General features: G+C 61.1%; 23 protein-coding genes and 1 riboswitch. Of the genes, 10 read left to right on the forward strand and 13 right to left on the reverse strand.

Annotated features, from left to right (window positions below; all coding sequences use genetic code 11):
- Positions 1-13 precede the first annotated feature (13 nt).
- Together ACM530_RS11950 and ACM530_RS11955 are read right to left on the reverse strand one after the other, a co-directional pair.
- Positions 14-556, reverse strand: coding sequence for a chromate transporter (locus ACM530_RS11950; RefSeq protein WP_145157682.1), 543 nt, complete (start codon positions 554-556; stop codon positions 14-16).
- Complete coding sequence (locus tag ACM530_RS11955; protein ID WP_106575650.1) at positions 556-1,122, reverse strand: chromate transporter; 567 nt, start codon at positions 1,120-1,122, stop codon at positions 556-558. Before ACM530_RS11955 ends, ACM530_RS11950 begins: the two co-directional genes overlap by 1 nt.
- A gap of 175 nt (positions 1,123-1,297) precedes the next feature.
- On the opposite strand from ACM530_RS11955, the gene trhA reads away from it, so the two are divergent.
- Complete coding sequence (trhA, locus tag ACM530_RS11960; RefSeq protein ID WP_124418644.1) at positions 1,298-1,915, forward strand: PAQR family membrane homeostasis protein TrhA; 618 nt, start codon at positions 1,298-1,300, stop codon at positions 1,913-1,915.
- A gap of 126 nt (positions 1,916-2,041) precedes the next feature.
- Here the strand turns inward: trhA and ACM530_RS11965 are convergent, their stop codons facing one another.
- The gene (locus ACM530_RS11965; RefSeq protein WP_242199844.1) at positions 2,042-2,944 is read right to left on the reverse strand and encodes a LysR family transcriptional regulator; all 903 of its coding nucleotides are present in this window, start codon (positions 2,942-2,944) and stop codon (positions 2,042-2,044) included.
- 108 nt (positions 2,945-3,052) lie between these two features.
- On the opposite strand from ACM530_RS11965, the gene ACM530_RS11970 reads away from it, so the two are divergent.
- Positions 3,053-4,294 carry a D-amino acid dehydrogenase gene (locus ACM530_RS11970; RefSeq protein WP_416364834.1) on the forward strand — a complete coding sequence of 414 codons (1,242 nt, stop codon included), beginning with the start codon at positions 3,053-3,055 and terminating at the stop codon, positions 4,292-4,294.
- Between the two features lie 28 nt (positions 4,295-4,322).
- The gene (locus ACM530_RS11975; RefSeq protein WP_416364835.1) at positions 4,323-5,225 is read left to right on the forward strand and encodes a transporter substrate-binding domain-containing protein; all 903 of its coding nucleotides are present in this window, start codon (positions 4,323-4,325) and stop codon (positions 5,223-5,225) included.
- Between the two features lie 130 nt (positions 5,226-5,355).
- Here ACM530_RS11975 and ACM530_RS11980 read toward each other — a convergent pair whose 3' ends face one another.
- Positions 5,356-6,075, reverse strand: a complete 720-nt coding sequence (locus ACM530_RS11980; RefSeq protein WP_145157669.1) for a 16S rRNA (uracil(1498)-N(3))-methyltransferase — start codon at positions 6,073-6,075, stop codon at positions 5,356-5,358.
- Between the two features lie 32 nt (positions 6,076-6,107).
- On the reverse strand, positions 6,108-7,514 hold the full coding sequence (locus ACM530_RS11985) for an adenosylmethionine--8-amino-7-oxononanoate transaminase (RefSeq protein ID WP_262206954.1): 1,407 nt from the start codon (positions 7,512-7,514) through the stop codon (positions 6,108-6,110).
- Positions 7,515-7,787: 273 nt separating this feature from the next.
- Here ACM530_RS11985 and ACM530_RS11990 point away from each other — a divergent pair, with 273 nt between their 5' ends.
- Both ACM530_RS11990 and ACM530_RS11995 read left to right on the forward strand, forming a co-directional pair.
- A complete protein-coding gene (locus ACM530_RS11990) occupies positions 7,788-8,339 on the forward strand; it encodes a cytochrome b (protein ID WP_106575643.1) in 552 nt (183 codons plus the stop codon).
- Between the two features lie 32 nt (positions 8,340-8,371).
- Positions 8,372-8,968, forward strand: a complete 597-nt coding sequence (locus ACM530_RS11995) for a YceI family protein (protein ID WP_106575642.1) — start codon at positions 8,372-8,374, stop codon at positions 8,966-8,968.
- A gap of 68 nt (positions 8,969-9,036) precedes the next feature.
- On the opposite strand, the gene ACM530_RS12000 is transcribed toward ACM530_RS11995, so the two are convergent.
- The 4 genes from ACM530_RS12000 to ahcY form a co-directional block, all read right to left on the reverse strand.
- Positions 9,037-10,923, reverse strand: coding sequence for a DEAD/DEAH box helicase (locus tag ACM530_RS12000; RefSeq protein ID WP_416364836.1), 1,887 nt, complete (start codon positions 10,921-10,923; stop codon positions 9,037-9,039).
- Positions 10,924-11,144: 221 nt separating this feature from the next.
- Entirely contained in the window at positions 11,145-11,936 is a 792-nt protein-coding gene (locus tag ACM530_RS12005) for a substrate-binding periplasmic protein (protein ID WP_416364837.1), read from the reverse strand.
- 130 nt (positions 11,937-12,066) lie between these two features.
- Positions 12,067-12,912 carry a methylenetetrahydrofolate reductase [NAD(P)H] gene (gene metF / locus ACM530_RS12010; protein WP_145157656.1) on the reverse strand — a complete coding sequence of 282 codons (846 nt, stop codon included), beginning with the start codon at positions 12,910-12,912 and terminating at the stop codon, positions 12,067-12,069.
- 177 nt (positions 12,913-13,089) lie between these two features.
- Positions 13,090-14,499, reverse strand: a complete 1,410-nt coding sequence (ahcY, locus tag ACM530_RS12015; protein WP_145157652.1) for an adenosylhomocysteinase — start codon at positions 14,497-14,499, stop codon at positions 13,090-13,092.
- Positions 14,500-14,520: 21 nt separating this feature from the next.
- Positions 14,521-14,627, reverse strand: a riboswitch (S-adenosyl-L-homocysteine riboswitch).
- Positions 14,628-14,825: 198 nt separating this feature from the next.
- Between ahcY and ACM530_RS12020 the strand changes: the two genes are divergently transcribed.
- From ACM530_RS12020 to ACM530_RS12030, 3 genes are all read left to right on the forward strand, one after another.
- Positions 14,826-15,230 (forward strand): acyl-CoA thioesterase, encoded by a 405-nt coding sequence (locus tag ACM530_RS12020; RefSeq protein WP_064454506.1) that lies wholly within the window; start codon positions 14,826-14,828, stop codon positions 15,228-15,230.
- A gap of 76 nt (positions 15,231-15,306) precedes the next feature.
- Complete coding sequence (locus tag ACM530_RS12025; RefSeq protein ID WP_145157649.1) at positions 15,307-16,191, forward strand: formate/nitrite transporter family protein; 885 nt, start codon at positions 15,307-15,309, stop codon at positions 16,189-16,191.
- A 186-nt stretch (positions 16,192-16,377) separates the two neighbouring features.
- Positions 16,378-16,509: a hypothetical protein gene (locus ACM530_RS12030; protein ID WP_277933699.1), complete on the forward strand. Its 132-nt coding sequence runs from the start codon at positions 16,378-16,380 to the stop codon at positions 16,507-16,509.
- A 116-nt stretch (positions 16,510-16,625) separates the two neighbouring features.
- On the opposite strand, the gene ACM530_RS12035 is transcribed toward ACM530_RS12030, so the two are convergent.
- The gene (locus ACM530_RS12035) at positions 16,626-17,885 is read right to left on the reverse strand and encodes a cation:proton antiporter (RefSeq protein WP_242199849.1); all 1,260 of its coding nucleotides are present in this window, start codon (positions 17,883-17,885) and stop codon (positions 16,626-16,628) included.
- A 196-nt stretch (positions 17,886-18,081) separates the two neighbouring features.
- Here ACM530_RS12035 and ACM530_RS12040 point away from each other — a divergent pair, with 196 nt between their 5' ends.
- A complete protein-coding gene (locus ACM530_RS12040; RefSeq protein ID WP_106575634.1) occupies positions 18,082-18,468 on the forward strand; it encodes an MAPEG family protein in 387 nt (128 codons plus the stop codon).
- A 229-nt stretch (positions 18,469-18,697) separates the two neighbouring features.
- Here the strand turns inward: ACM530_RS12040 and ACM530_RS12045 are convergent, their stop codons facing one another.
- On the reverse strand, positions 18,698-19,882 hold the full coding sequence (locus ACM530_RS12045) for a murein transglycosylase A (RefSeq protein WP_262206946.1): 1,185 nt from the start codon (positions 19,880-19,882) through the stop codon (positions 18,698-18,700).
- A 127-nt stretch (positions 19,883-20,009) separates the two neighbouring features.
- On the opposite strand from ACM530_RS12045, the gene ACM530_RS12050 reads away from it, so the two are divergent.
- Positions 20,010-20,459 carry a c-type cytochrome gene (locus tag ACM530_RS12050; protein WP_145157640.1) on the forward strand — a complete coding sequence of 150 codons (450 nt, stop codon included), beginning with the start codon at positions 20,010-20,012 and terminating at the stop codon, positions 20,457-20,459.
- A gap of 6 nt (positions 20,460-20,465) precedes the next feature.
- Here the strand turns inward: ACM530_RS12050 and ACM530_RS12055 are convergent, their stop codons facing one another.
- Together ACM530_RS12055 and ligB are read right to left on the reverse strand one after the other, a co-directional pair.
- Positions 20,466-20,861, reverse strand: coding sequence for a DUF1090 domain-containing protein (locus tag ACM530_RS12055; protein ID WP_145157637.1), 396 nt, complete (start codon positions 20,859-20,861; stop codon positions 20,466-20,468).
- A gap of 68 nt (positions 20,862-20,929) precedes the next feature.
- Positions 20,930-22,594 carry an NAD-dependent DNA ligase LigB gene (gene ligB / locus ACM530_RS12060; RefSeq protein WP_416364838.1) on the reverse strand — a complete coding sequence of 555 codons (1,665 nt, stop codon included), beginning with the start codon at positions 22,592-22,594 and terminating at the stop codon, positions 20,930-20,932.
- Positions 22,595-22,687: the final 93 nt, after the last annotated feature.

Below are 22,687 nucleotides of genomic sequence, written 5' to 3' on the forward strand. Positions count from 1 at the left end.
GTCGATTGTGCCTCTAAAAGCAGTTCACTCCCAGCCATGCACTGCCCAGGCCCAGCAGCACGCCGCCGATGATCAGCCAGATCGCGTTGAGCCGCGTGTAATACACCACGGCGGCGCTGGCCAGGGTCAGCACCAGGCTGGTCGCGTTGTTTTCCAGGCTGTTCATCAGGATGTAGGTTGAGGCGAGGATCAGGCCGATGGAGATCGGCAGCAGGCTGCGTTTAACCCGTTGCACCCACGGCGTTCGGGTGTGCCGTTCCAGCCAGCCGGCGCCCAGGTAAGCCAGCACCGAACAGGGCACCAGCTTGGCCAATAACGCCACCAGCGCGCCAGGCAAGCCCGCCGCCTGCTGGCCGATAAACACCAGGAACATGCCGTTGGGCCCCGGTAGCGCCTGGGACAAGGCGAAGAAGGCGACAAATTGCGCGTCGGTGATCCAGTGCATATCGACCACGGTGTAGCGATGGATATCGCCGATGGCCACCGTGTTGCCGCCAATCGCCATCAGCGACCACAGCGCGCATTGGATCATCAGGTGCAACAGCACGGTTTGCATCAGCCGGCCACCTTGTTCGAACCGATAAAGCTCAAGGCCAGGGAGCTGGGAATGCAGATCAGCAAGACCATCCACAGCGGCAACACGAAGACAGCCATCAATACGAAGGTCAACACGAAGGCGCTGTAGTTGGCGAGCGTGCGAGGCATGGCCTTGAGCAGGCGCAGCGTGGTGCCGAGCATCAAACCCGTGGCAATCGGCATCACCGCGCCGAAGATCTGCTGCACCACGTCGTGGCTCCACCACTTGGCATAGGCAAATCCGGCGAGCACGGTGATCAACGAGGGGAACAGGTACAGCCCGCACACGGTCACAACCGCACCGGGCAAGCCATGCAGGCGCCGGCCGTAGATGATGCCGACGTTGGCGATATTGGGGCCGGGGAAGAACTGGCCGGTGGTCAGCAGCTCATTGAAGCTTTGCTCACTGACCCAGCGGCGCCGGTCGACCATCATTTGCCGCGCCCAGGGCATCACGCCGCCAAAGCCGAACAGGCCGACCATGGCAAAATTGTAAAACAGCTGCCATAGGCTGGGATGAGGTGGGGCGGGTTCTAGCTCGGGCATGGCAATTACCGATAGGACGCTTTTACGTGGGAGCCGGCTTGCCTGCTCCCACAGGATGAAGCGAATCATCTATGGACGTGTGTATTTGGGCAAATGAAGAAAGGGTGTTACCTGATATCGGTAGGGTGGCGTCAGAATGCTCAAGGTGGGAACGGTTATTCGAGGTGAGTGACACATGTATCACGGGGAACGATTTAACGCCTGGAGCCATTTGGTCGGGGCCGTAGCAGCTTTTGTTGGCGCAGTGTGGATGTTGGTGGTGGCAAGCCTGGACGGCAGCCCCTGGAAGATCGTCAGCGTGGCGATTTATGGTTTTACGCTGCTGGTGCTGTACAGCGCGTCCACCGTGTACCACAGCGTGCGCGGGCGACGAAAAGAGATCATGCAGAAGGTCGACCACTTTTCGATCTACCTGTTGATCGCCGGCAGCTACACGCCGTTTTGCCTGGTAACGCTGCGCGGGCCGTGGGGTTGGACACTGTTTGGAATCGTGTGGGGGCTGGCGGTGATCGGCATCCTGCAAGAGATCAAGCCGCGCTCCGAGGCGCGCATTCTGTCGATTGTGATTTACGCGGTGATGGGCTGGATCGTGCTGGTGGCGGTCAAGCCGCTGATTGCTGCGCTGGGCACGGCGGGGTTTGTATGGCTGGCCTCGGGCGGAGTGTTGTACACCGTCGGGATTATCTTTTTTGCCCTGGAAGATCGCCTGCGCCACTCCCATGGGATCTGGCACTTGTTCGTGATCGGCGGCAGCCTGCTGCACTTTGTGGCGATCATGCATTACGTGCTTTAAAAGCCGATGCGGTCAAAAACTGTGGGAGCGGGCTTGCTCGCGAAGGCGGGTTGTCAGTGACACATGAGCTGACTGACCCACCGCCTTCGCGAGCAAGCCCGCTCCCACATTGGTTGTATGGTGCTCTCACAAGCGTTCCAGCAGTTCACACGCGCGCTTGCCGAAAATCTGCAGCAGGTTCGCCAGCATATGCGGCGGCGGTTCATCGGCGCGGGTCAGCGCGTACAGGGTGATCGGCAGCGGCGGGGTGAGCGTGCGGATGCAGGTGGTGGCCGTCGATGCGCCGAGGGCGGTGAAGGGATCGATCACGGTCAGGCCGGCGCCGGACTCCACCATGGCCCGGGCCAGGGAATAGGTCTGGACAGAAATGGTCACTCGTGGCGGCGGGTCGACATTTTCCAGGTAGCTGTCGAGCTTTGCCGCCAAGGGGTCGGCACTGGACAGGCCAATCAACGGCGCACCCGCCAGGTCAGTCAGTGGCAACGGTTTGCTCATTTGGGCCTCAGGCCAGTAACCCTTGGAAGCCAGCGCCACCAGCCCCCCATTGGCCAACACTTGCGTGGTCAAACCCGGATGGCCGGAGAAGTTAAGCGTCAGCGCCAGGTCGATCTCACGCATCAACAGCTTCTGCACCAGCTCCCGGCTATGGTCGCTGGACAGCTCGCAGGCGATGTCCGGGTAGGCGCGCTTCCACTCCAGAATCGAAGGCGGTAGCAGTGACAATGCCAGGGCAGGGATCGCACCGATGCGCACACTCTGGCCCGGCTCGCGGCGCAAGCTCTTGGCCAGCCGTCGCACACCTTGCAGGCTCTCGGTGACCTTCTCGACTTCGCTTTCCAGCGCCAGGGCTTCCGGGGTGGGCTGCAGTTTGCCGCGCACGCGCAGAAACAGCGGGAAGCCCAGTTGCAGCTCGGCATGCTGCAATACCTTGGTCACCGCCGGTTGCGAGACATGCAGCAACTGCGCGGCGGCGCTGACGGAGCCGGTCTGGCGGATGGCCTGGAAGATTTCGATATGACGCAAGCGCATGGCACGTCCATAACCTTTGTTTATAGGTGAGCCATCTTTATTCATTGTCGGTGGCCTGTCACCTGCCCCTAGGCTTGAGGCCTGTTAACTCAAGTGCGGGTGAGGGGAATGGCCAAGCGGGTTTGCATCATCGGCGGCGGTGTCATCGGTCTGGCGAGTGCATACGCTTTGGTGCGCGCAGGCCATGAAGTCACGGTGATCGACGCGCGCGACAGCCTGGGCAGCGAAACCAGTTTTGCCAACGGTGGGCAACTGTCTTACCGCTATGTCGCGCCGCTGGCCGACGCCGGCGTGCCCCTGCAAGCGCTGGGCTGGCTGCTGCGTGGGGACTCGCCGTTGACCCTGCGCCCGCGTCTCGATCCCCGACAATGGCGCTGGATGGCGTCCTTTCTGGGCGCCTGCCGGGGTTCGGTGAACAAGCGTAACGCCGCTCACCTGCTGCGCCTGGCGTCTTTGAGCCAGGCCACTTTGCAGCAATGGCGCGAGGATGATCGACTGGACGGCTTCGATTGGCGGCGCAACGGCAAGCTGGTGACCTTTCGCAGTACCGGCACCTTTGAGCTTGCGCGCAGCAAGGTCACCGATTTTCTGCAACAACAGGTGCTGTCGGCCGCCGATTGCGCGCGCCTGGAGCCGGCGCTTGTGGGGGATGGCTTTGTCGGCGGTATTTACACGCCAAATGAAGAGGTCGCAGATTGCCATGCCTTCTGCCAACGACTGGCCGCGCGGCTTGAGGCCTCCGGGCGCTGTTCCTTTTTGCTTGGCCGCAAGGTTACGGGGCTACGTCACGGCGACGGTGCGGTGCAGGCCATCGATTTAGGCGATGAAACGATGCCGGTCGACCAGCTTGTAATCGCTGCCGGGCATCGCAGCGCCGAGTTAGCGTTGCCGGGCCTGGCCCTTGCGCTGTATCCGCTCAAAGGCTACAGCCTGAGCGTGCCGATTGGCGTGCAGCACCGGGCGCCGAATGTGAGCATCACCGACTACGACCGCAAGATCGTCTACGCGCGGATCGGCGAGCAGCTGCGTGTGGCCGCGATGGTCGACATTGTCGGCTTTGACGCCCGCCTTGAGCCCAAGCGCCTGGCGCTGATCAAACGCCACGCGTTGGAGACGTTTCCCCATGGCGGCGATTACGCCCACGCCGTCGAATGGGCCGGTATGCGCCCGGCCACGCCGACCGGTGTGCCGCTGATTGGCGCGAGTGCTTATCGCAATCTGTGGCTGAACCTGGGCCACGGTGCGCTCGGCTTTACCTTGGCCTGTGGCAGTGGCCAACTGCTGGCCGAGCTGATCGGCCAGCTTGCGCCTTCCATTGATATGCAGGGCCTGGCGCCCCGCGCGGCTTGATTCGTCACACCACCAACGGAGGATAACAATGAAAAAAATCCTGTTGACCGGCTGCACCCTGGGGCTTTTGTTGGGCGCTCAGGTTCAGGCGACTGAAGCACCTCTGGACGGCACGTTGGGCAAGATCGCCAGCGCCAAGTCCATCACGCTGGGTTATCGCGATGCGTCTGTGCCGTTTTCCTACGTAGGTGACCACAGCGGCCAACCCATGGGTTATTCAGTGGAGTTGGCGAGCAAGATCGTCGAGCGCATCCAGCAGAAAACCGGCGTGCCCAACCTTGGCGTGAAGTACACCCTGGTGACGTCCCAGACCCGCATCCCGCTGGTGCAGAACGGCACTGTGGACCTGGAATGCGGCTCCACCGGGGTGACCGCCGAGCGCCAGAAACAAGTGGCGTTTTCGTACGGGTTTATCTACGTGAAGGGCCAGTTGCTGACCGCCAGGGACAGCGGCATCAACGGGTTTGACGACCTCAAGGGCAAGAACGTGGTGACCACCGCCGGCACCACCAATGAGCGGTACCTCAAGCACTACAACGCCGAACACAAAAGCAACCTGTCGGTGATCAGTGCCAACGACCACGGCGAAGCCTTCAAGATGCTCGAGACCGGCCGCGCGGCGGCGTTTTACATGGACGATGCGCTGCTCTACGGCGAGCGCGCCAAGGCCCGCGATCCGCACCGCTGGGTGGTGGTGGGCAAGGAGCAGTCGCGGGAGATCTACAGCTGCATGGTGCGCAAGGACGACCCGCAGTTTCTGGCGGTGGTCAACGAGACGCTGGCTGACCTTTACCGCTCCGGGGAAATCAACGGGATCTACCAGCGCTGGTTTGAACAGCCGATCCCGCCCAAGGGCTTGAACCTGGAGTTCCCGATGACGGCTGAGTTGAAGGCGATTATTGCCAGGCCGGTCAGTGACCCGGTGGACTGACAACCCAATCCAAAATGTGGGAGCGGGCTTGCTCGCGAATGCGGTGGATCAGTCAGCCTATTTATCAACTGACACACTGCCTTCGCGAGCAAGCCCGCTCCCACATTGGGTTTGGGTTTGCACAGCGGGGTTAGAAGTCGCCCCACAGTTGCTGGGCGACGGCCAGCGCCACCACTGGCGCCGTCTCAGTGCGCAGCACGCGCGGGCCGAGGCGGGCGGCGTGGAAGCCGGCGCTTTGGGCGGTGTCGACTTCGTTATCGGTCAAGCCACCTTCAGGCCCGATCAAAAACGCCAGGCTGGCAGGCTTGGCATGGCTGATCATCGGCGCGGCCACCGGGTGCAGCACCAGCTTCAACTCCGCCTCGGCCTGCTTTAACCAGTCGGCCAGCAGCAGCGGCGGATGAATCACCGGCACCGTCGAACGCCCGCATTGCTCGCATGCGCTGATCGCCACCTGGCGCCAGTGCAGCAGGCGTTTGTCGGCGCGCTCGTCCTTGAGGCGCACTTCGCAGCGGTCGCTGAAAATCGGCGTGATTTCATTCACGCCCAGCTCCGTGGCTTTCTGAATCGCCCAGTCCATACGCTCGCCCCGGGACAGGCCCTGGCCGAGGTGAATGTGCAGCGGCGATTCGCTCTGGCCTGCGAAGCTTTGCGTGAGCTGCACGCTGACGCGTTTTTTACCGACCTCCAGCAACGTGCCCAAAAACTCCTGGCCGGAGCCGTCGAACAGTTGCACGGCATCGCCTTCGCCCATGCGCAATACACGGCTGATGTAGTGGGCCTGGGCTTCGGGCAGTTCGTGTTCGCCGAGGCTCAGCGGGGTGTCGGTGAAAAAGCGGGACAGTCTCATTTCTGTTCTCTGGAAAATTTAAGTAGGTGCTATCAGCCCGGATCACGGAAGCCTGGGTGGAAGTCTTTCGGCACCGCAACGCTGACTTTATCGTTGGTGGCGATATCGATGCCTTCACTGGCCACTTGCGCCAAAAAGTCGATCTGCTCCGGTGTGATCACATACGGCGGCAGGAAATACACCACGCTGCCCAACGGCCGCAACAGCGCGCCGCGCTCCAGGGCATGTTCGAAGACTTTCAGGCCACGGCGTTCCTGCCACGGGTAGGCGGTCTTGGTGGCTTTGTCCTGGACCATCTCGATGGCCAGCACCATGCCGGTCTGGCGCACTTCGGACACGTGCGGGTGGTCCGCCAGGTGCGCGGTGGCGGTGGCCATGCGCTGGGCCAGCGCCTTGTTGTTTTCGATGACGTTGTCTTCTTCGAAAATATCCAGGGTCGCCAGGGCCGCCGCGCAGGCCAGCGGGTTGCCGGTGTAGCTGTGGGAGTGCAGGAAGGCGCGCAGGGTCGGGTAGTCGTCGTAGAAGGCGTCGTAGACGTCGTCGGTGGTGACCACGGCGGCCAACGGCAGGTAGCCGCCGGTGAGGGCCTTGGACAGGCACAGGAAGTCCGGACGGATGCCGGCCTGTTCACAGGCGAACATCGTGCCGGTACGGCCGAAGCCCACGGCGATTTCGTCGTGGATCAGGTGCACGCCGTAGCGGTCACAGGCCTCGCGCAGCAGCTTGAGGTACACCGGATGGTACATGCGCATGCCGCCGGCGCCCTGGATCAGCGGTTCGACGATCACGGCGGCCACGCTGGCGTGGTTTTCGGCGAGGGTCTGTTCCATGGCCAGGAACATGTTCCGGGAATGTTCTTCCCAGCTCATGCCTTCGGGGCGAAGGTAGCAGTCCGGGCTCGGCACCTTGATGGTGTCCAGCAGCAAGGCCTTGTAGGTCTCGGTAAACAACGGCACATCGCCCACCGACATCGCGGCGATGGTTTCGCCGTGGTAGCTGTTGGTGAGGGTCACGAAGCGCTTTTTGTTCGGCAGGCCGCGGTTGAGCCAGTAGTGAAAGCTCATCTTCAGCGCGACTTCGATGCACGACGAACCGTTATCGGCGTAGAAGCAGCGGGTCAGGCCTTCGGGCGTCATTTTGACCAGGCGTTCGGACAGCTCGATCACCGGCTGGTGGCTGAACCCGGCGAGGATCACGTGTTCCAGTTGGTCGACCTGATCCTTGATGCGCTGGTTGATGCGCGGGTTGGCGTGCCCGAATACGTTGACCCACCAGGAACTGACCGCATCGAGGTAGCGCTTGCCTTCGAAGTCTTCCAGCCACACGCCTTCACCGCGCTTGATCGGGATCAGCGGCAGTTGCTGGTGGTCTTTCATTTGGGTGCAGGGATGCCAGAGCACCGCGAGGTCGCGTTGCATCCACTGGTTATTCAAGCCCATCGGTTATCTCCTCGAAGCGGTCCTGCGGCCGGCGCAGGCGTAACAATCGCGCAAGCCTATGCAATGCCAGGCGGTGTCACAACCCATTACGGATGAATTGGCAGTAAACGCGGGACGGTCTGTCACGTTTCTCAGGAATAGTCCTTAATCCATTGTTAACGTACTGTGCATAACCTCTTGATCGTATTTCTCGATATTTCAAAGCGAAATTTTCCGCTTTAATTCGATAGGTAAATCGCTAGTCTTGGGCACAGTTCTTACGGGATTTGGGACATGCAGCTACGTAATTCACCGGCCCGCTATGGTTGGGTCAGCATGGTTTTGCACTGGGGCGTGGCCCTGGTGGTGTTTGGGTTGTTCGCGCTGGGCCTGTGGATGGTCGGTCTCGACTACTACAGCGCCTGGCGCAAAGACGCGCCCGACCTGCACAAGAGCATCGGCATCACGCTGTTCGCCATCATGCTCGTGCGCATCGTCTGGCGTTTGGTCAGCCCGCCACCGCCGCCGCTGGCCAGCTACAGTCGTTTGACCCGTTTGGGTGCTGCGTTTGGCCATGCGTTCCTGTATCTCGGGCTGTTTGCCGTGATGATTGCCGGTTACCTGATTTCCACCGCAGACGGTGTCGGTATCCCGGTGTTTGGCCTGTTTGAGATTCCTGCCGTGGTTTCCGGGCTACCGGACCAGGCAGACACAGCCGGTGTGGTGCACTTGTACCTTGCCTGGGTGTTGGTGGTCTTTGCCGGTTTGCACGGCGTGGCTGCATTGAAACACCACTTTATCGATCGTGATGCGACCCTCCTGCGAATGCTGGGGCGCAAAGCCTGATGTTCAACCTCGACTCACAAGGAATAGAAAGCATGTTGAAAAAGACACTCGCCGCTCTGGCAATCGGTTCTGCTCTGCTGTCCGCCGGTTCAGCGATGGCCGCTGACTACGTGATCGACAAAGAAGGCCAGCACGCCTTCGTCGACTTCAAGATCAGCCACTTGGGCTACAGCTACATCACCGGTACCTTCAAGGACCTGGACGGCAAGTTCAGCTTCGACGCTGCCAAGCCTGAAGATGCCAAGATCGAAGTGAACGTGCGCACCGCCAGCGTGTTCACCAACCACGCCGAACGTGACAAGCACATCGCCAGCAAAGACTTCCTGGACGTTGCCAAGTTTGCCGACGCCAAGTTCGTGTCCACCAAGGTCACGCCAACCGGCAAGAATGCTGATGGCAAAGTCACTGCTGACGTAGCCGGCGACCTGACCCTGCTGGGCGTGACCAAGCCAGTGGTGGTCAAGGCCACGTTCCTGGGTGAAGGCAAGGATCCATGGGGCGGCTACCGTGCCGGCTTCGAAGGCACCACCACCATCAATCGCCAGGACTTCGGCAAGCAGATGGACCTGGGCCCAGCGTCCAACTCGGTTGAGTTGTACGTGACGTTTGAAGGTGTGAAAGCGAAGTAATTTTCGCCTCGCACACAAAAATGCCCCGCATCTTTGGATGCGGGGCATTTTTTATGGCGCGTTGAAAATCAGCGGTTGCGGGTCAGCAACGCGGGTTTTTCACCACGAGGACGGCCTGGCAGTTGATCCAACTGCTCGGGTGTCGGGAAGCGGTCAGCCTTCGACTCCTTGTGGATGATTTTCGGCGCCGGGCCACCGCGCGGGTTCTGCACGGCAGGTTCGGACGAGCGTGGCTGGTCGTCACGGGACGGGCGGCGGTTGTTGCTGCGCGAGTCTTCGCGACGGGCTTGACCGTCACGCGGTGCGCCATTGCGCGGGCCGCTGCGTTTGGCAGGCGGCGTGCCGGTGGTGCCGCCGCTGCTGTTGCGCGGACCATTCTGACGGCCGCCCTGCGGCTGGCCGCCACGTGGAGCGCCTGCGCCTGCACCCTGTGCCGGTGCACCTGGACGACGGCCACGGCCCTGGGCCGGTTTGGCCTGAGGCACGTAGTCGACGCGGTTACCGAAGTTATCCACGTCGTCGTCGAGGAACTCGTCCGGGGCGCGGTCGGCGGCGGCGCGTGGCGGCTGGCTTGGCTGGCGCTGTTCGCGGGCCGGGGTGCCTTCACGGGGCTTTTGCTCACGGGCTGGGCGTTCGCCACGGCCGTTGGTGGGCGCTTTTTCCTTGCCGCCCTTGTCCTTGCCCTTGTCGCGACGGCCACCGCCACCACCGCCGCCGTTCGGGCCATCGCCCTTCGGACCGCGCGGGTTGCGTGGGTTACGCACATCCGGACGCTCGCGCACTTCAGGCTTTTCAGCCTCTACGGCGCTGGCATCGAAGCCCATCAGGTCGCCGTCGGCGATTTTCTGCTTGGTCATGCGCTCGATGCTTTTCAGCAGTTTTTCTTCGTCCGGGGCGACCAGCGAAATGGCCTCGCCCGAGCGACCGGCACGGCCAGTACGGCCGATACGGTGCACATAGTCTTCGTCGACGTTTGGCAGCTCGAAGTTGACCACGTGCGGCAACTGGTCGATATCCAGGCCGCGCGCGGCGATGTCGGTGGCGACCAGGATGCGCACTTCACCGGCCTTGAAATCGGCCAGGGCTTTGGTGCGCGCGTTCTGGCTCTTGTTGCCGTGGATGGCGACGGCGGTAAGGCCGTGCTTGTCCAGGTACTCGGCCAGGCGGTTGGCGCCGTGCTTGGTGCGGGTAAACACCAGCACTTGTTCCCAGGCGCCGGCGGTGATCAGGTGGGCCAGCAGCGCACGCTTGTGGCTGGCAGCCAGGCGGAATACGCGTTGCTCGATCCGCTCGACCGTGGTGTTCGGCGGCGTGACTTCGATGCGTTCCGGGTTGTGCAGCAGCTTGCCGGCCAGGGCGGTGATGTCCTGGGAGAACGTTGCCGAGAACAGCAGGTTCTGACGTTTGGCCGGCAGGCGGGCGAGGACCTTTTTCACGTCATGGACAAAGCCCATGTCGAGCATGCGGTCGGCTTCGTCCAGCACGAGGATTTCCACGTGGGACAAGTCAACGCTGCCTTGGCCGCACAGGTCGAGCAAACGACCCGGGCAGGCGACCAGCACGTCAACACCGCGGGACATGGCCTGAACCTGTGGGTTCATGCCGACACCGCCGAAGATGCAGGCGCTGACGAACTTCAAGTCGCGGGCATACAGCTTGAAGCTGTCGTGCACTTGGGCGGCGAGTTCGCGGGTAGGGGTCAGGACCAGTACGCGCGGTTGGCGCGGGCCGTGACGCTGGGATTTGTCCGGGTGACCGTTGGGGAACAAGCGCTCCAGAATCGGGAGGGCGAAACCACCGGTTTTACCAGTACCTGTCTGAGCCGCAACCATCAGGTCGCGACCTTGCAACACGGCGGGAATGGCCCGCTGTTGCACCGGAGTAGGCTCGGTATAGCCCGCTGCCTCGATGGCGCGGACTAAAGCCTCGGAGAGACCGAGGGAAGCAAAGGACATGAGTAATCCTGTTTTAGTTAGGGCTTGGCCCAAAGGGATAATCTTGCCGGGCGTGAATGGCGCTTAGGGGAGCGCAACCCCGTCCGGTCCTGCTGCGTCTGGCGGGCACTCCACCGGCTCGCGCGGGCTGAAAGCTGCGCAGTAGCTGGGTTAGGTGCCTTTTTCAAGACCTCAGCGGCCGGGCGTGAGCCTGGCGGAAAGGCCGGAGTATAACAGAGCAATCACGGCGCGCTGCTTTCCTGCTGCTCAACGGTGTGTTCAGAGGCCGTAATGGCCTGGATTCCACCGTATTTTGCGCTCAAGGCGGCGTAAGCCGGCTCTTGTTTGAAGCGCTTGAGCTCGGCGGCGAAGCGCTGCACCAGCAAATCCATGCCGGCGCCACGGCGCACCGCGAGAAACTGCGGCTGGCGGCTGACCACCACGGGCGCCTGGCTGACCTTGCCTTCCAGGCCCATGGCCTTGATCACATGCTGGCCCACTCGGCGGTCCGTAATGACCAGATCGATGCGCCCCAGCGACAGCTTGCCGAAGTTGGCCTCATGGCTGGGCGCCGGCTCGCGGTTGAACAAGGTCGACTCGCTGAAATCTTCGCCGTAGAGGTAGCCCGGGGATGTACCGATTGTGAGCCCGCGCAGATCATCGAGGGTTTCGGCCGGATGAGGGCGGTCGTTGGCGTAGAACAGCACGAACTCGACATCCGACAGCGGCTCGCTGGGGTAAAGCAGCAAGGCGTCGCGCTCATGGCTGTGAAAGATGTCCAGCGCGCCATCGGCATTGCCCTGGTCGAGCATCGCCAGGCAGCGCTTCCAGGGCAGGAATTGCCATTGCACGTCCACGCCCAGGCGTTGGAACACGGTTACCGTGGTTTCGTAATCCAGCCCGCGCATGCTGCCCTTGTCGTCGTAGACGTAGGGGGCCCAGGGCTCGGTGACAATGCGCAGTTTCTCACCGAAAGCGGTGAGGCTCAGGCAAGTAAAAAACACAGCAGTCAACAACTTGAGAATGACAGGCATGCCCTGAGGTTACGACGCTCTTGCGCTAAAGAGAAGCGCTGGCACACGCATTCGCGGCCACGTTGATGTAGCGCATTTAAAACAAAAAGGCCCTCGTATTGACGAGGGCCTTTGAGTCACGGAGCAAGCCTCAGCGTGGCAGCTTGAGGTTGTTCCAGATGGCCAGGCTCGGCTCGGCCTGGTTCAGGGTGTAGAAGTGCAACCCTGGCGCGCCACCTTGCAGCAGTTGTTCGCACATCTGGGTGATGACCTGCTCGCCAAACGCCTGGATGCTTTTGACGTCGTCGCCGTAGGCTTCCAGTTGCTTGCGCACCCAGCGCGGAATCTCAGCGCCGCAAGCGTCGGAGAAACGCGCCAGCTTGCTGTAGTTGGTGATCGGCATGATGCCCGGCACGATCGGGATGTTCACACCCATGGCCCGTACACGCTCGACGAAGTAGAAGTAGCTGTCGGCGTTGAAGAAGTACTGGGTGATCGCGCTGTCGGCACCGGCGTTGGCCTTGCGAACGAAGTTCCGCAGATCGTCTTCGAAATTGCGTGCCTGGGGATGCATCTCCGGGTACGCCGCCACTTCGATATGGAAGTGATCGCCGCTTTCTTCACGGATGAAACTCACCAGGTCATTGGCGTAGCGCAGCTCACCGCTGGCCATGCCCATGCCGGACGGCAAATCGCCACGCAAGGCGACGATGCGCTTGATGCCGGCTTGCTTGTACTGGGTCAGCAGGCCGCGCAGGTCGGCTTTGCTGTCGCCCACGCACGACAAGTGCGGAGCGGCGGGAACTTTGACTTCGCTTTCCAGCTGCAACACGGTGTTGATCGTGCGATCACGGGTCGAACCGCCGGCGCCGTAGGTGCAGGAGAAGAAGTCGGGGTTGTAGCTGGCCAACTGCTTGGCAGTCGCCATCAGTTTTTCATGCCCAGCGTCGGTCTTGGTCGGGAAGAACTCGAAGCTGTAGCGACGGTCTTGGGACATGGTAATACCCTTGGAAACTCATAAAACCGGGAGATGTACACCGTCAATGTGGGAGGGGGCTTGCCCCCGATGACGATGTATCAGTCGACATAGTTGTTAACTGACATTCCGCTATCGGGGGCAAGCCCCCTCCCACATTAGAAGCCCGCTCCACAGGGGGAGCGGGCAGCAGGCATATCAGTAGCGGTAAGCGTGCGGCTTGAACGGACCTTCAACCGTCACGCCGATGTAGTCGGCCTGGGTCTTGGTCAGTTGAGTCACCACGCCGCCGAAGCCGCGGACCATTTCCAGGGCCACTTCTTCGTCGAGTTTTTTGGGCAGTACTTCCACGGTCAGGCGCTCGGCTTTCTGGGCTGGCGACAGGTCGGCGTACTTCTGGCCGAACAGGAAGATCTGCGCCAGTACCTGGTTGGCGAACGAGCCGTCCATGATGCGGCTTGGGTGGCCAGTGGCGTTGCCCAGGTTAACCAGGCGGCCTTCGGCCAGCAGGATCAGGTAGTCGTCGTTCTGCGGGTCGAAGTCACCGGCGCCGGTACGGTGAACCTTGTGTACCTGCGGCTTCACTTCTTCCCATGCCCAGTTCTTGCGCATGAAAGCGGTGTCGATTTCGTTGTCAAAGTGACCGATGTTGCACACCACAGCGCGCTTTTTCAGGGCTTTGAGCATGTTCGCGTCGCACACGTTCACGTTACCGGTGGTGGTCACGATCAGGTCGATCTTGCCCAGCAGGGCCTTGTCGATGCTCGCTTCGGTGCCGTCGTTCTGGCCGTTGATGAACGGCGAAACCACTTCGAAACCGTCCATGCACGCTTGCATGGCGCAGATCGGGTCAACTTCGGAGACTTTAACGATCATGCCTTCCTGACGCAGGGACTGGGACGAACCCTTGCCCACGTCGCCGTAGCCGATCACCAGGGCTTGCTTGCCCGACAGCAGGTGGTCGGTGCCGCGCTTGATGGCATCGTTCAGGCTGTGACGGCAGCCGTACTTGTTGTCGTTCTTGCTCTTGGTCACCGAGTCGTTGACGTTGATGGCCGGGATTTTCAGCTCGCCCTTGGCCAGCATGTCCAGCAGGCGGTGCACGCCGGTGGTGGTTTCTTCGGTCACGCCGTGGACGCGGTCGAGGATCTGCGGGTATTTCTTGTGCAGCAGCTCAGTCAGGTCGCCGCCGTCGTCGAGGATCATGTTGGCGTCCCATGGCTTGCCATCTTTGAGGATGGTTTGCTCCAGGCACCACTCGTACTCTTCTTCGGTTTCGCCTTTCCAGGCATAAACCGCGATGCCGGCAGCAGCGATAGCAGCAGCGGCCTGGTCTTGAGTCGAGAAAATGTTGCAGGACGACCAACGCACTTCGGCGCCCAGGGCAACCAGGGTTTCGATCAGCACGGCAGTCTGAATGGTCATGTGGATGCAGCCGAGAATCTTCGCGCCTTTGAGCGGTTGCTCAGCGGCGTATTTGCGACGCAGACCCATCAGGGCAGGCATTTCGGATTCGGCGATAAAGGTTTCGCGACGGCCCCAGGCAGCGAGGGACATGTCGGCGACTTTGTAGTCGGTAAAACCTGCAGGCGAGATTACAGCGCTCATGAAGAGCCTCCATTCGTAGTGTGCGAATGGGCGCCGTTGTGCGTTTAGTATCAAACCCGATAAACCAGGCCTGACAACGCCCCATCCGAGCCTGACAGGTCGAGCCTGCTGCAGCGCCCCTCGGACAGGTGGCGGGAGAACGGTATCAATTACAGATGACCGTTTTGAAGCGGTGGCGATTATAGCTGTGTGCGCCAGACTTCCCAAGCCTTTCTGTCGGGCATATGAAGATCGCTCATGGGCTTGATAGGCAATGGCTCATAGAGCTTGGGCCCGGGCTCTGCCATGATGTTGCCCATCATTTCGCAACGCGCTTTGGAGTGAACATGAACTTCCACACCCGCAAATGGGTAAAACCCGAAGACCTCAACCCCAACGGCACCCTGTTCGGCGGCAGCCTGCTGCGCTGGATCGACGAAGAAGCGGCCATCTACGCGATTGTGCAATTGGGCAACCAGCGGGTGGTGACCAAGTACATCTCCGAAATCAACTTCGTCAGCGCCTCGCGCCAGGGCGACATCATCGAGCTGGGCATCACCGCCACCGAGTTTGGCCGCACCTCGATCACCCTGACCTGCGAAGTGCGCAACAAGATCACGCGCAAAAGCATCCTGACCGTAGAAAAAATGGTCTTCGTCAACCTCGGCGAAGACGGCTTGCCGGCGCCCCACGGTCGCACAGAGATCAAGTACGTGAAGGACCAGTTCCAGGAAGACGGCATCAAGGACTAATCCTGTCGCTGGCCAGTGAACGCTATTGATAGGTCAAAGGTCGTACCTGAACAACGCCCCCCGTTCAGGTATCACCATGGCTACGCAAGCAGACGGCAAGACCCCTAACCTGTCGCAGGAAGAACAGCACGACGTCGACAAGAATCAGCCGCCCCGCGCGGCGGTTCTGCATGAAATCATCCGCACCCAGGGCGACCAGGAACTGGAACGCACCGTGGCCGCATTGTGGTGGTCGGCGCTGGCCGCCGGCCTGACCATGGGCCTGTCGTTGATGGGCATGGGTCTGCTCAATTCGCGGCTACCGGACGGCGAAGGGTTCAAAGTGATCGCCAGTTTCGGGTACTGCGCAGGTTTCCTGGCGGTGATCCTCGCCCGTCAGCAGTTGTTTACCGAAAACACCCTGACGGCCGTGCTGCCGGTGATGAGCAAGCCAACCCTGGCCAACGCCGCACGATTGCTGCGCCTGTGGGCAGTGGTGCTGGTGGGCAACCTGTGCGGCACCTTGCTGGTGGCGTATGTGATGCTGCATTTGCCGATCTTCGACACCAAGACTGACATGGCCTTCCTCGAAATCGGTCGCAAAGTCATGGAAAACGACACCGGTCAGATGTTCGCCAAGGGCATTATTTCCGGCTGGATGATCGCCACCATGGTGTGGATGATCCCGTCCATGGAAAGCGCGAAAATGTTCATCATCATCCTGATCACCTACCTGATGGCGCTGGGTGACTTCACCCATATCGTCGTCGGTTCGGCGGAAGTCTCGTACCTGGTGTTTGCGGGCGAACTGCCGTGGAAGGATTTTTGGCTGGTGTTCGCCGGGCCGACGCTGGCGGGCAACATCATCGGCGGCAGTTTCATCTTTGCGCTGATCAGCCACGCACAGATTCGCAGCGAAAACAGTCTGCCGGGCGAGACCGCAGACCCGCGCCATCCCCAGCAGGTCAACAAGGAGCGGTAAGCCGATTCGTCATAAATGAATGGCAAAGTCGCTGCGCGGCTTTGCCATTCATGAAAGAAGGATCTTAATGCGGGTTTCCCCTTTTTTGAGGGTGCGCGCTGACCGTGGCGCTGGGCGTGTTCGGCATGGCGCAGGCCAGGGACGATGCGGCGGATCGCTCGGTGACCATCGAAAAGAATACTCAAGGTGCCCAAGGCCGTTTCGCATAAGGGCGCGGATGTTACCTACGACGCCCGTTACGAGCGCAGCGGCAACACCGTACTGGTTTTTCGCACCCTGGCGTTCAGTCATCCCGAAGCGGTGTGCAGCCCTGCGTAGTTCAAGGCGATGCAGCCGATGATCGAGGCGATGTTCAATGACCTGAAAAGCCAGATCATCGTGCAGACCCTCTGACCGTAATGCGGGCGGCGAAGTCAGCTCGCCGCCCGCGTCCATCAGTGGGTATCGGTCTGCGGAGCCGGTTCATCTTTGGTCACGTGTTTGACCAGCTTGCCGATGCTCAAACCCTGCAGCAGGATCGACGACAGCACCACGATGTAGGTGATGCTCAGCAACAAGTCACGCTCCGGCCCCAACGGCAAGGCCAATGCCAGTGCCACCGACACCCCGCCACGCAAGCCGCCCCAGGTAAGGATGCGGATAGTGCCGCGCGGTACGGTGCGCCAGCGGCGCAGCAACAGGATCGCCGGGGCCACGGTCAGCAGGCGTGAAAGCAGGATCGCCACCGCCAGCAAACTGGCTGCCAATACGTGCAGCCAGTTGAACGGCAACAGCAACAGCTCCATGCCGATCAACGCGAACAGGAGCGCGTTGAGCATGTCATCGAGCAATTCCCAGAAACCGTCCAGGTAGCGTCGTGTCATGTCGTTCATCGCCAGCTTGCGGCCCAGGTTGCCGATGATCAGGCCGGCAACCACCATCGCAATCGGTGCCGAGACGTGCAGCTCGGTGGCCAACGCCGAGCCGCCGATCACCAGCGCCAAGGTCAGCATTACTTCAATCTGGTGCTGCTCGATGCTTTTGATCATCAAGTACACCAGGTAGCCGATCAGCCCGCCGAACACCACCCCGCCAATCGCTTCATGGGCGAACAGCATGGCCGTGGCGCCGACGGTTGGCGTTTCACCCAACTGCGCGATGCCCAGCAGCACGGTAAACACCACAACCGCCGTGCCGTCATTGAACAGCGACTCGCCGACAATGGTGGTTTTCAGCGGTTTCGATGCGTTGGCCGTTCGCAGCACGCCCAACACCGCAATCGGGTCGGTGGGCGAGATCAGCGCGCCGAACAGCAGGCAGTAGAGGAAGCTCACGTGCCAGCCGAACAGGGCAAAGATGTAGAACGCCAGGCTGCCGATGACCACGGTGGCAATCAACACGCCGAAGGTTGCCAACAGGCCGATGGGCCAGCGATAACTGCGCAAGTCATTCAGGTTGACGTGCAAGGCGCCGGCGAACAGCAGGAACGAAAGCATCCAGTTCATCAGCAGATCGCCAAAGTCGATCTGGCCGATCAATTGCTGAATACGCTCCTCCAGGCCTGGGTAGCCGATGAAGCTCAGGCCTTGCAGGATCAGTGAGAACAGCAGGGCAGTGACCATCACGCCGATGGTGGGCGGCAGGCCTATAAAACGGAAGTTCACATACGTGAGCAGGGTAGTGAGGCAAATGAAGGCGGCGACAAGTTCAAGCATCCGGGGTCCTTGGAAGGTGAAGTGAGCGTTGGTTAATGGGTGGATGGACCGCAGCAGCGGCGGGATGTTGCAGGCCATAGGGCAAAAGGCCGGTAGAACCTTTGGCGGTGGCGCGGTTCATAGCGGTTAAGTGCGGTGTGGCATTTTTAGTGCTAAAACTCTAACCGCTGGCTAAAAACTACAAAAGGAATCGGTGATGACGGTGGCTTTCTGGTGTGTGTTGATCGCAATTTTCCTGCCTTATCTGTGCACGGGTGTGGCCAAGTTCAGCGGCGGCAAGTTCGGGCCTCGGCAGAACCATGACCCTCGGGCTTTCCTGGACACCCTCGATGGGTTCGCCAAACGCGCTCACAGTGCGCAACTCAACAGCTTTGAAGTGACGCCGGCATTTGCGGCGGCAGTGATCATTGCGCACTTGGCCGGCACGGCATCACTGGTGACCATCAATGTGCTGGCGGTGCTGTTTATCACCAGTCGGCTGCTGTACATCATTTGCTACCTGGCAGACTGGGCGATGCTGCGTTCGCTGGTCTGGGCATTGGGCATGGCATTGATCGCGAGTTTCTTTTTTGTCTCGATCTAAGGCCCGATGCGATTTCATCGTGTGAGCTGGCTTGTTGTGGCGAGCGAACTTGGTGTGGCGAGCGGGCTTGCCCCGCGTTGGGGCGCGAAGCGCCCCTAAAATCGGACACCCAGTTCCTCCTGAAAGAGCTCGGCGCCTCTATTGGGGCTGCTTCGCAGCCCAACGCGGGGCAAGCCCGCTCGCCACACTGGCCTGCTCAACACCATGAATCGCGTCTATCAGAAAGCACTCAGGTGCCGGCAGGCGCATCCGGCACCTGCGGCAACGCTGCGCCTTTAGGCCACAGCATCCAGATCTGACCCTGCTGCTTCATATTCCCCGCCAACTCACCCGCTGCATCACCGGTGCCCCAGAACAGGTCTGCGCGCACTTCGCCGGTGATTGCGCCGCCGGTGTCCTGTGCGGCCACGGGCCGGGCAATGGGCGAGCCGTCAGGTTGGGTGGTCGACAGCCATAACAGGCTGCCCAGCGGAATCACCTTGCGATCCACCGCCACGCTGTAGCCAGCCGTCAGCGGCACATTCAGTGAGCCGCGCGGGCCTTCATTGCTGTCCGGGCGAGCGCTGAAAAACACGTAGCTGGGGTTGCTCGCCAGCAGTTGTGGAATGCGTTGTGGGTTAGCCTTGGCCCAGGCGCTGATGGCGCCCATGGTCACGTCTTCTTTTTTCAACTCGCCTTGCTCTACCAGCCAACGCCCGATCGGGCGGTACGGGTAGCCGTTCTGGTCGCCATACCCCACACGCAGTTGGCGCCCGCCGGCGAGTTGAATGCGGCCCGAGCCCTGGATCTGCAAGAACTGCAGGTCCATCGGGTTGGTCAGCCAGGCGATCGGCTTGGCAGTGGAGCCTTGGCCGTTGATGGTGCTGGCGTCGTCATAAGGCTTGAGCACGCGCCCTTCGAGGCGGCCGCGCAGGCGCTTGCCCTTGAGTTCCGGGTAGATGCTTTCCAGGTTGACGATGATCAGGTCATCCGGCACGCCGTACACCGGCACATGGGCGGTGGCGGTTTCGGTCAGGCTGCCGGGGTAGACCGGTTCGTAGTAGCCGGTGATCAGGCCGTTCGGTGTGTTGTCTGCCGAGCGCAGGCCGAACACATCCAGGCGCTCCTTGAGAAAGCTGCGCACTGCCGGGGCGTTGCCCGGCACGCTGGTCGCTGCTGCGCAGGTCGCGCCCCAGATCGGGTCGGCCTTCAGGCGTTGGCAGGCGCTGCGCCAGGATTCAAACCCGGCGAGCAGGTCGCTGTCGGAAACAGCCGGCAAGGCTTCCCACGGTGCACTCACATACGTGGCGACAGCATGGGGTTTAACGGTTTCATCTTTGCCGGCGTCTTTGTTGCCATCGCAGCCGGCCAGCAGTGCAATGATCGGCAGAGCCCACGCCAGGCGGCGGCTCCAGGGTTTCAAGGTGACATTCATACAAACACTTCCTGAAGCGATTGCCCGCGCCGCAGCACGTTTGGGCAACCCTTATTATTAATAGGGCTATTGGTCTTTACGGGCGGGGCGAGGATACTGGCCGCCGTTCCCGTGACCTGAAGCCATCATGACTTTTAAAACACTGACCGTTGTATTGCTGGCCTGCCTGACGTTATCCGCCTGTGGCGGTGTTGATCCGAATTCACCTCTGGGTCAGCGCAAGGCAATCTTCAAGCAAATGCTCAAGACCGGTGAGGACCTGGGCGGCATGTTGCGTGGGCGCATTCCTTTTGATGGCGCGAAGTTCGCCGAAGGCGCGGTCAAGCTTGACGCGTTGTCCCACGAGCCTTGGAAGCATTTTCCCAGCGTGCGCGAAGAAGATCACACCAGCGCCAAGGACAGCGTGTGGCAACAACAGGCACGGTTCCAGGCGTTGGCCCGAAACCTTGAAACGGCCACCGGTGAGCTGGTGATCGCCAGCCAGGTGCAGCCTTACAAAGCCAGCAACCTGGGGCCTGCGGTGCAGAAAGTCGAAGATGCTTGCACGGCTTGCCATAAGCAGTTTCGGGATCACTGACCGGGTTTACTGGTCGAGTTCTTCAACAGCGTCCTGCAGCTCTTTGCGTGACTGCGCCAGCTTGTCTTTACGCTTGTTGATCTTGTCCGCGTCACCCTTTTTCATCGCCTTGTCGAGGTCGGCCTGACGGCGGCTGACTTCGTGCTTGGCGTCGAGCACCTTGTTTTCGCGTTCTTTTCTCAGGGATGCATCGGTGCAGTTGGCGGTGACTTCGCTCAGGGCTTTTTCAAGGCCAGCCTGTTGTTCGCTGTTGCCGTGTGCCTTGGCTTGCTCGATCTGAGTGCTGATGGCTTGGCGCTTGGCGGCGCAGCCGGTGAGTTCCGGCACCTCTTCGGCGGCCAGCAGCGGTGTCGCCATGAAGCTTGCAACCGTTAACAAGGCAAAAGGGGCAAGAAATTTCATAAAGGCTCCAGGGTGCAATCAAATGGCAGGATGAATTCTGCCGTTGGTTAAAAAGTGGTCGGGCCAGGTTAGAACCCGTCTATCCCCGCCTCGCGGAGTGTCTGAGCCAACGCCTGTACCTGCGGGTCGCGAAAAAAGGCGCTCAATTGCGCTGCGCGGCCCGGGCCGATGCCATCGGTGGCCAGCCAGGCCTGGGTGTCTCTGGCGGCCAGGGTCTGCCAGCCGCCGTCCAGGTCGTTACGTGCCGAGGGCGGTACACCCAAGGCTTTGAGCCATTGTGCAAAGGGACGTTGCCGAGCGTTTTGAATGCTTTCGAGCATCCGCGCGCGGCTGCGTTCGCCTAAGCCGTCAATGTTAGCAAGCTCTGCCGCATCCAGGGTCAACCAATCGAGAATGCCGGCGATTAGACCGGCCTGGATCAATATGTTCCAGGTTTCGCGGCCAATATGCGGCATGGCCAGGCCTTGATTGCCGCTCAGCCAGGTCAGGCGGGCCAGCAATTGCTCCTCGCAACCGGGGTCCAGTTGCCAGCAGCTCAAGGCGTGAAAGTCTCGGGCATCGGGCGCTCGTACTTCCACCCTGTTTTCGTTGCGCAGGATCACGTGCTCCAACCGGGGGATCACATGGCCGGCAAGGCTGATGGACACCTGATCGCCGGGGCGGATATCCAGCACCTGCCAGCGTTTCAGGGAGCCGACGCTCACGCGGTGAATGTGCCGGTCATCCAGTCGCACCGGTTCCAGCTCAAGAATGGGCGTAATGCGCCCGGTGCGGCCGATGTTGAACCGCACTTTACGTACCAGCGCGAGCGCTTTGGCGGCCGGGTATTTCCAGGCCACCGCCCAGTAGGGAGCACTGGCTTGCCAGCGTTTGGCGGGCGCATGCACAGCCTGGTGCAATACCACGCCATCGCTGGCAAAAGGCAGCGGGTGGTTGTACCAGTAACTGCGCCAGTGTGAGGCTTCAGCGATGTTTTGAATGCGCTGGCTGTAGCGATGGCTATCGGTGAAGCCCCAGCGTGCCAGGGTGTTCAGGCGCTCGTTGAAGTCGGTCGGGCCGTCGGGCCAGGCCCAGACAAAAAGCCCGATCCCCGCGGCATCGGTGTCGCTCAACTGAAGGCGGTTCATCAGCCCGGCCATCTTGCTGCGAGCATTCAGCCCGCCCTGTGTCGCCTGCACATGAGCGTCGAGGCGCCAATAGAGTTCGCCTTGCAGCACCAGGTCGATGGGCTCCGGCAGTTGCTGGACAATGCCGGGGATCCGGCGTGCGGCAGTCGACCAATCCTGGCCGAGGCGTCCGTCACCTCGGCTGATAAGCCGGCTCAACCGGCCCTGACGATAGACCAGCGTCACCGCAACACCATCGACCTTGGGTTGAATCCATACGTCTTGCCGGGTCCTGAGCCAGTCATCGACCGCCTGTTCATCCAGTAACTTTTCAAGGCCGGTATGCGCGACCGGGTGAGGCCGTGTGCCCCGCGAGCTGGCGAGTGGCTTGTCAGCCGTCAGGCTGTTGTTGGGGAAACACGTTCGCCAGTGGTCCAGGCGGTGGCGCGCCTGATCGTAGAGTTCATCGCTGACCGGGGATTGGCCGAGCCGGTGGTAGCTGTCATCCCACAGCGTGATCTGCCTGGCCAGCGCGCTGACCTGTGACCTGGCGTCCTCGGGACAGTCTTCTGCCCACACCAGAAAGGGCAAGGCACTGAGTAACAGAGCAATCAATAAACGCATCATGAGCATCCTTGCTCGGAAGGGGCGCCCAGCCTAAGTGATCCAGGCGGCCACAAAAAAGCCCCGACAGTGCGGGGCTTTTTACCGGGTGTTTCG

This window comes from Pseudomonas sp. NFX183 (assembly GCF_047943075.1).
GTDB lineage: Bacteria > Pseudomonadota > Gammaproteobacteria > Pseudomonadales > Pseudomonadaceae > Aquipseudomonas.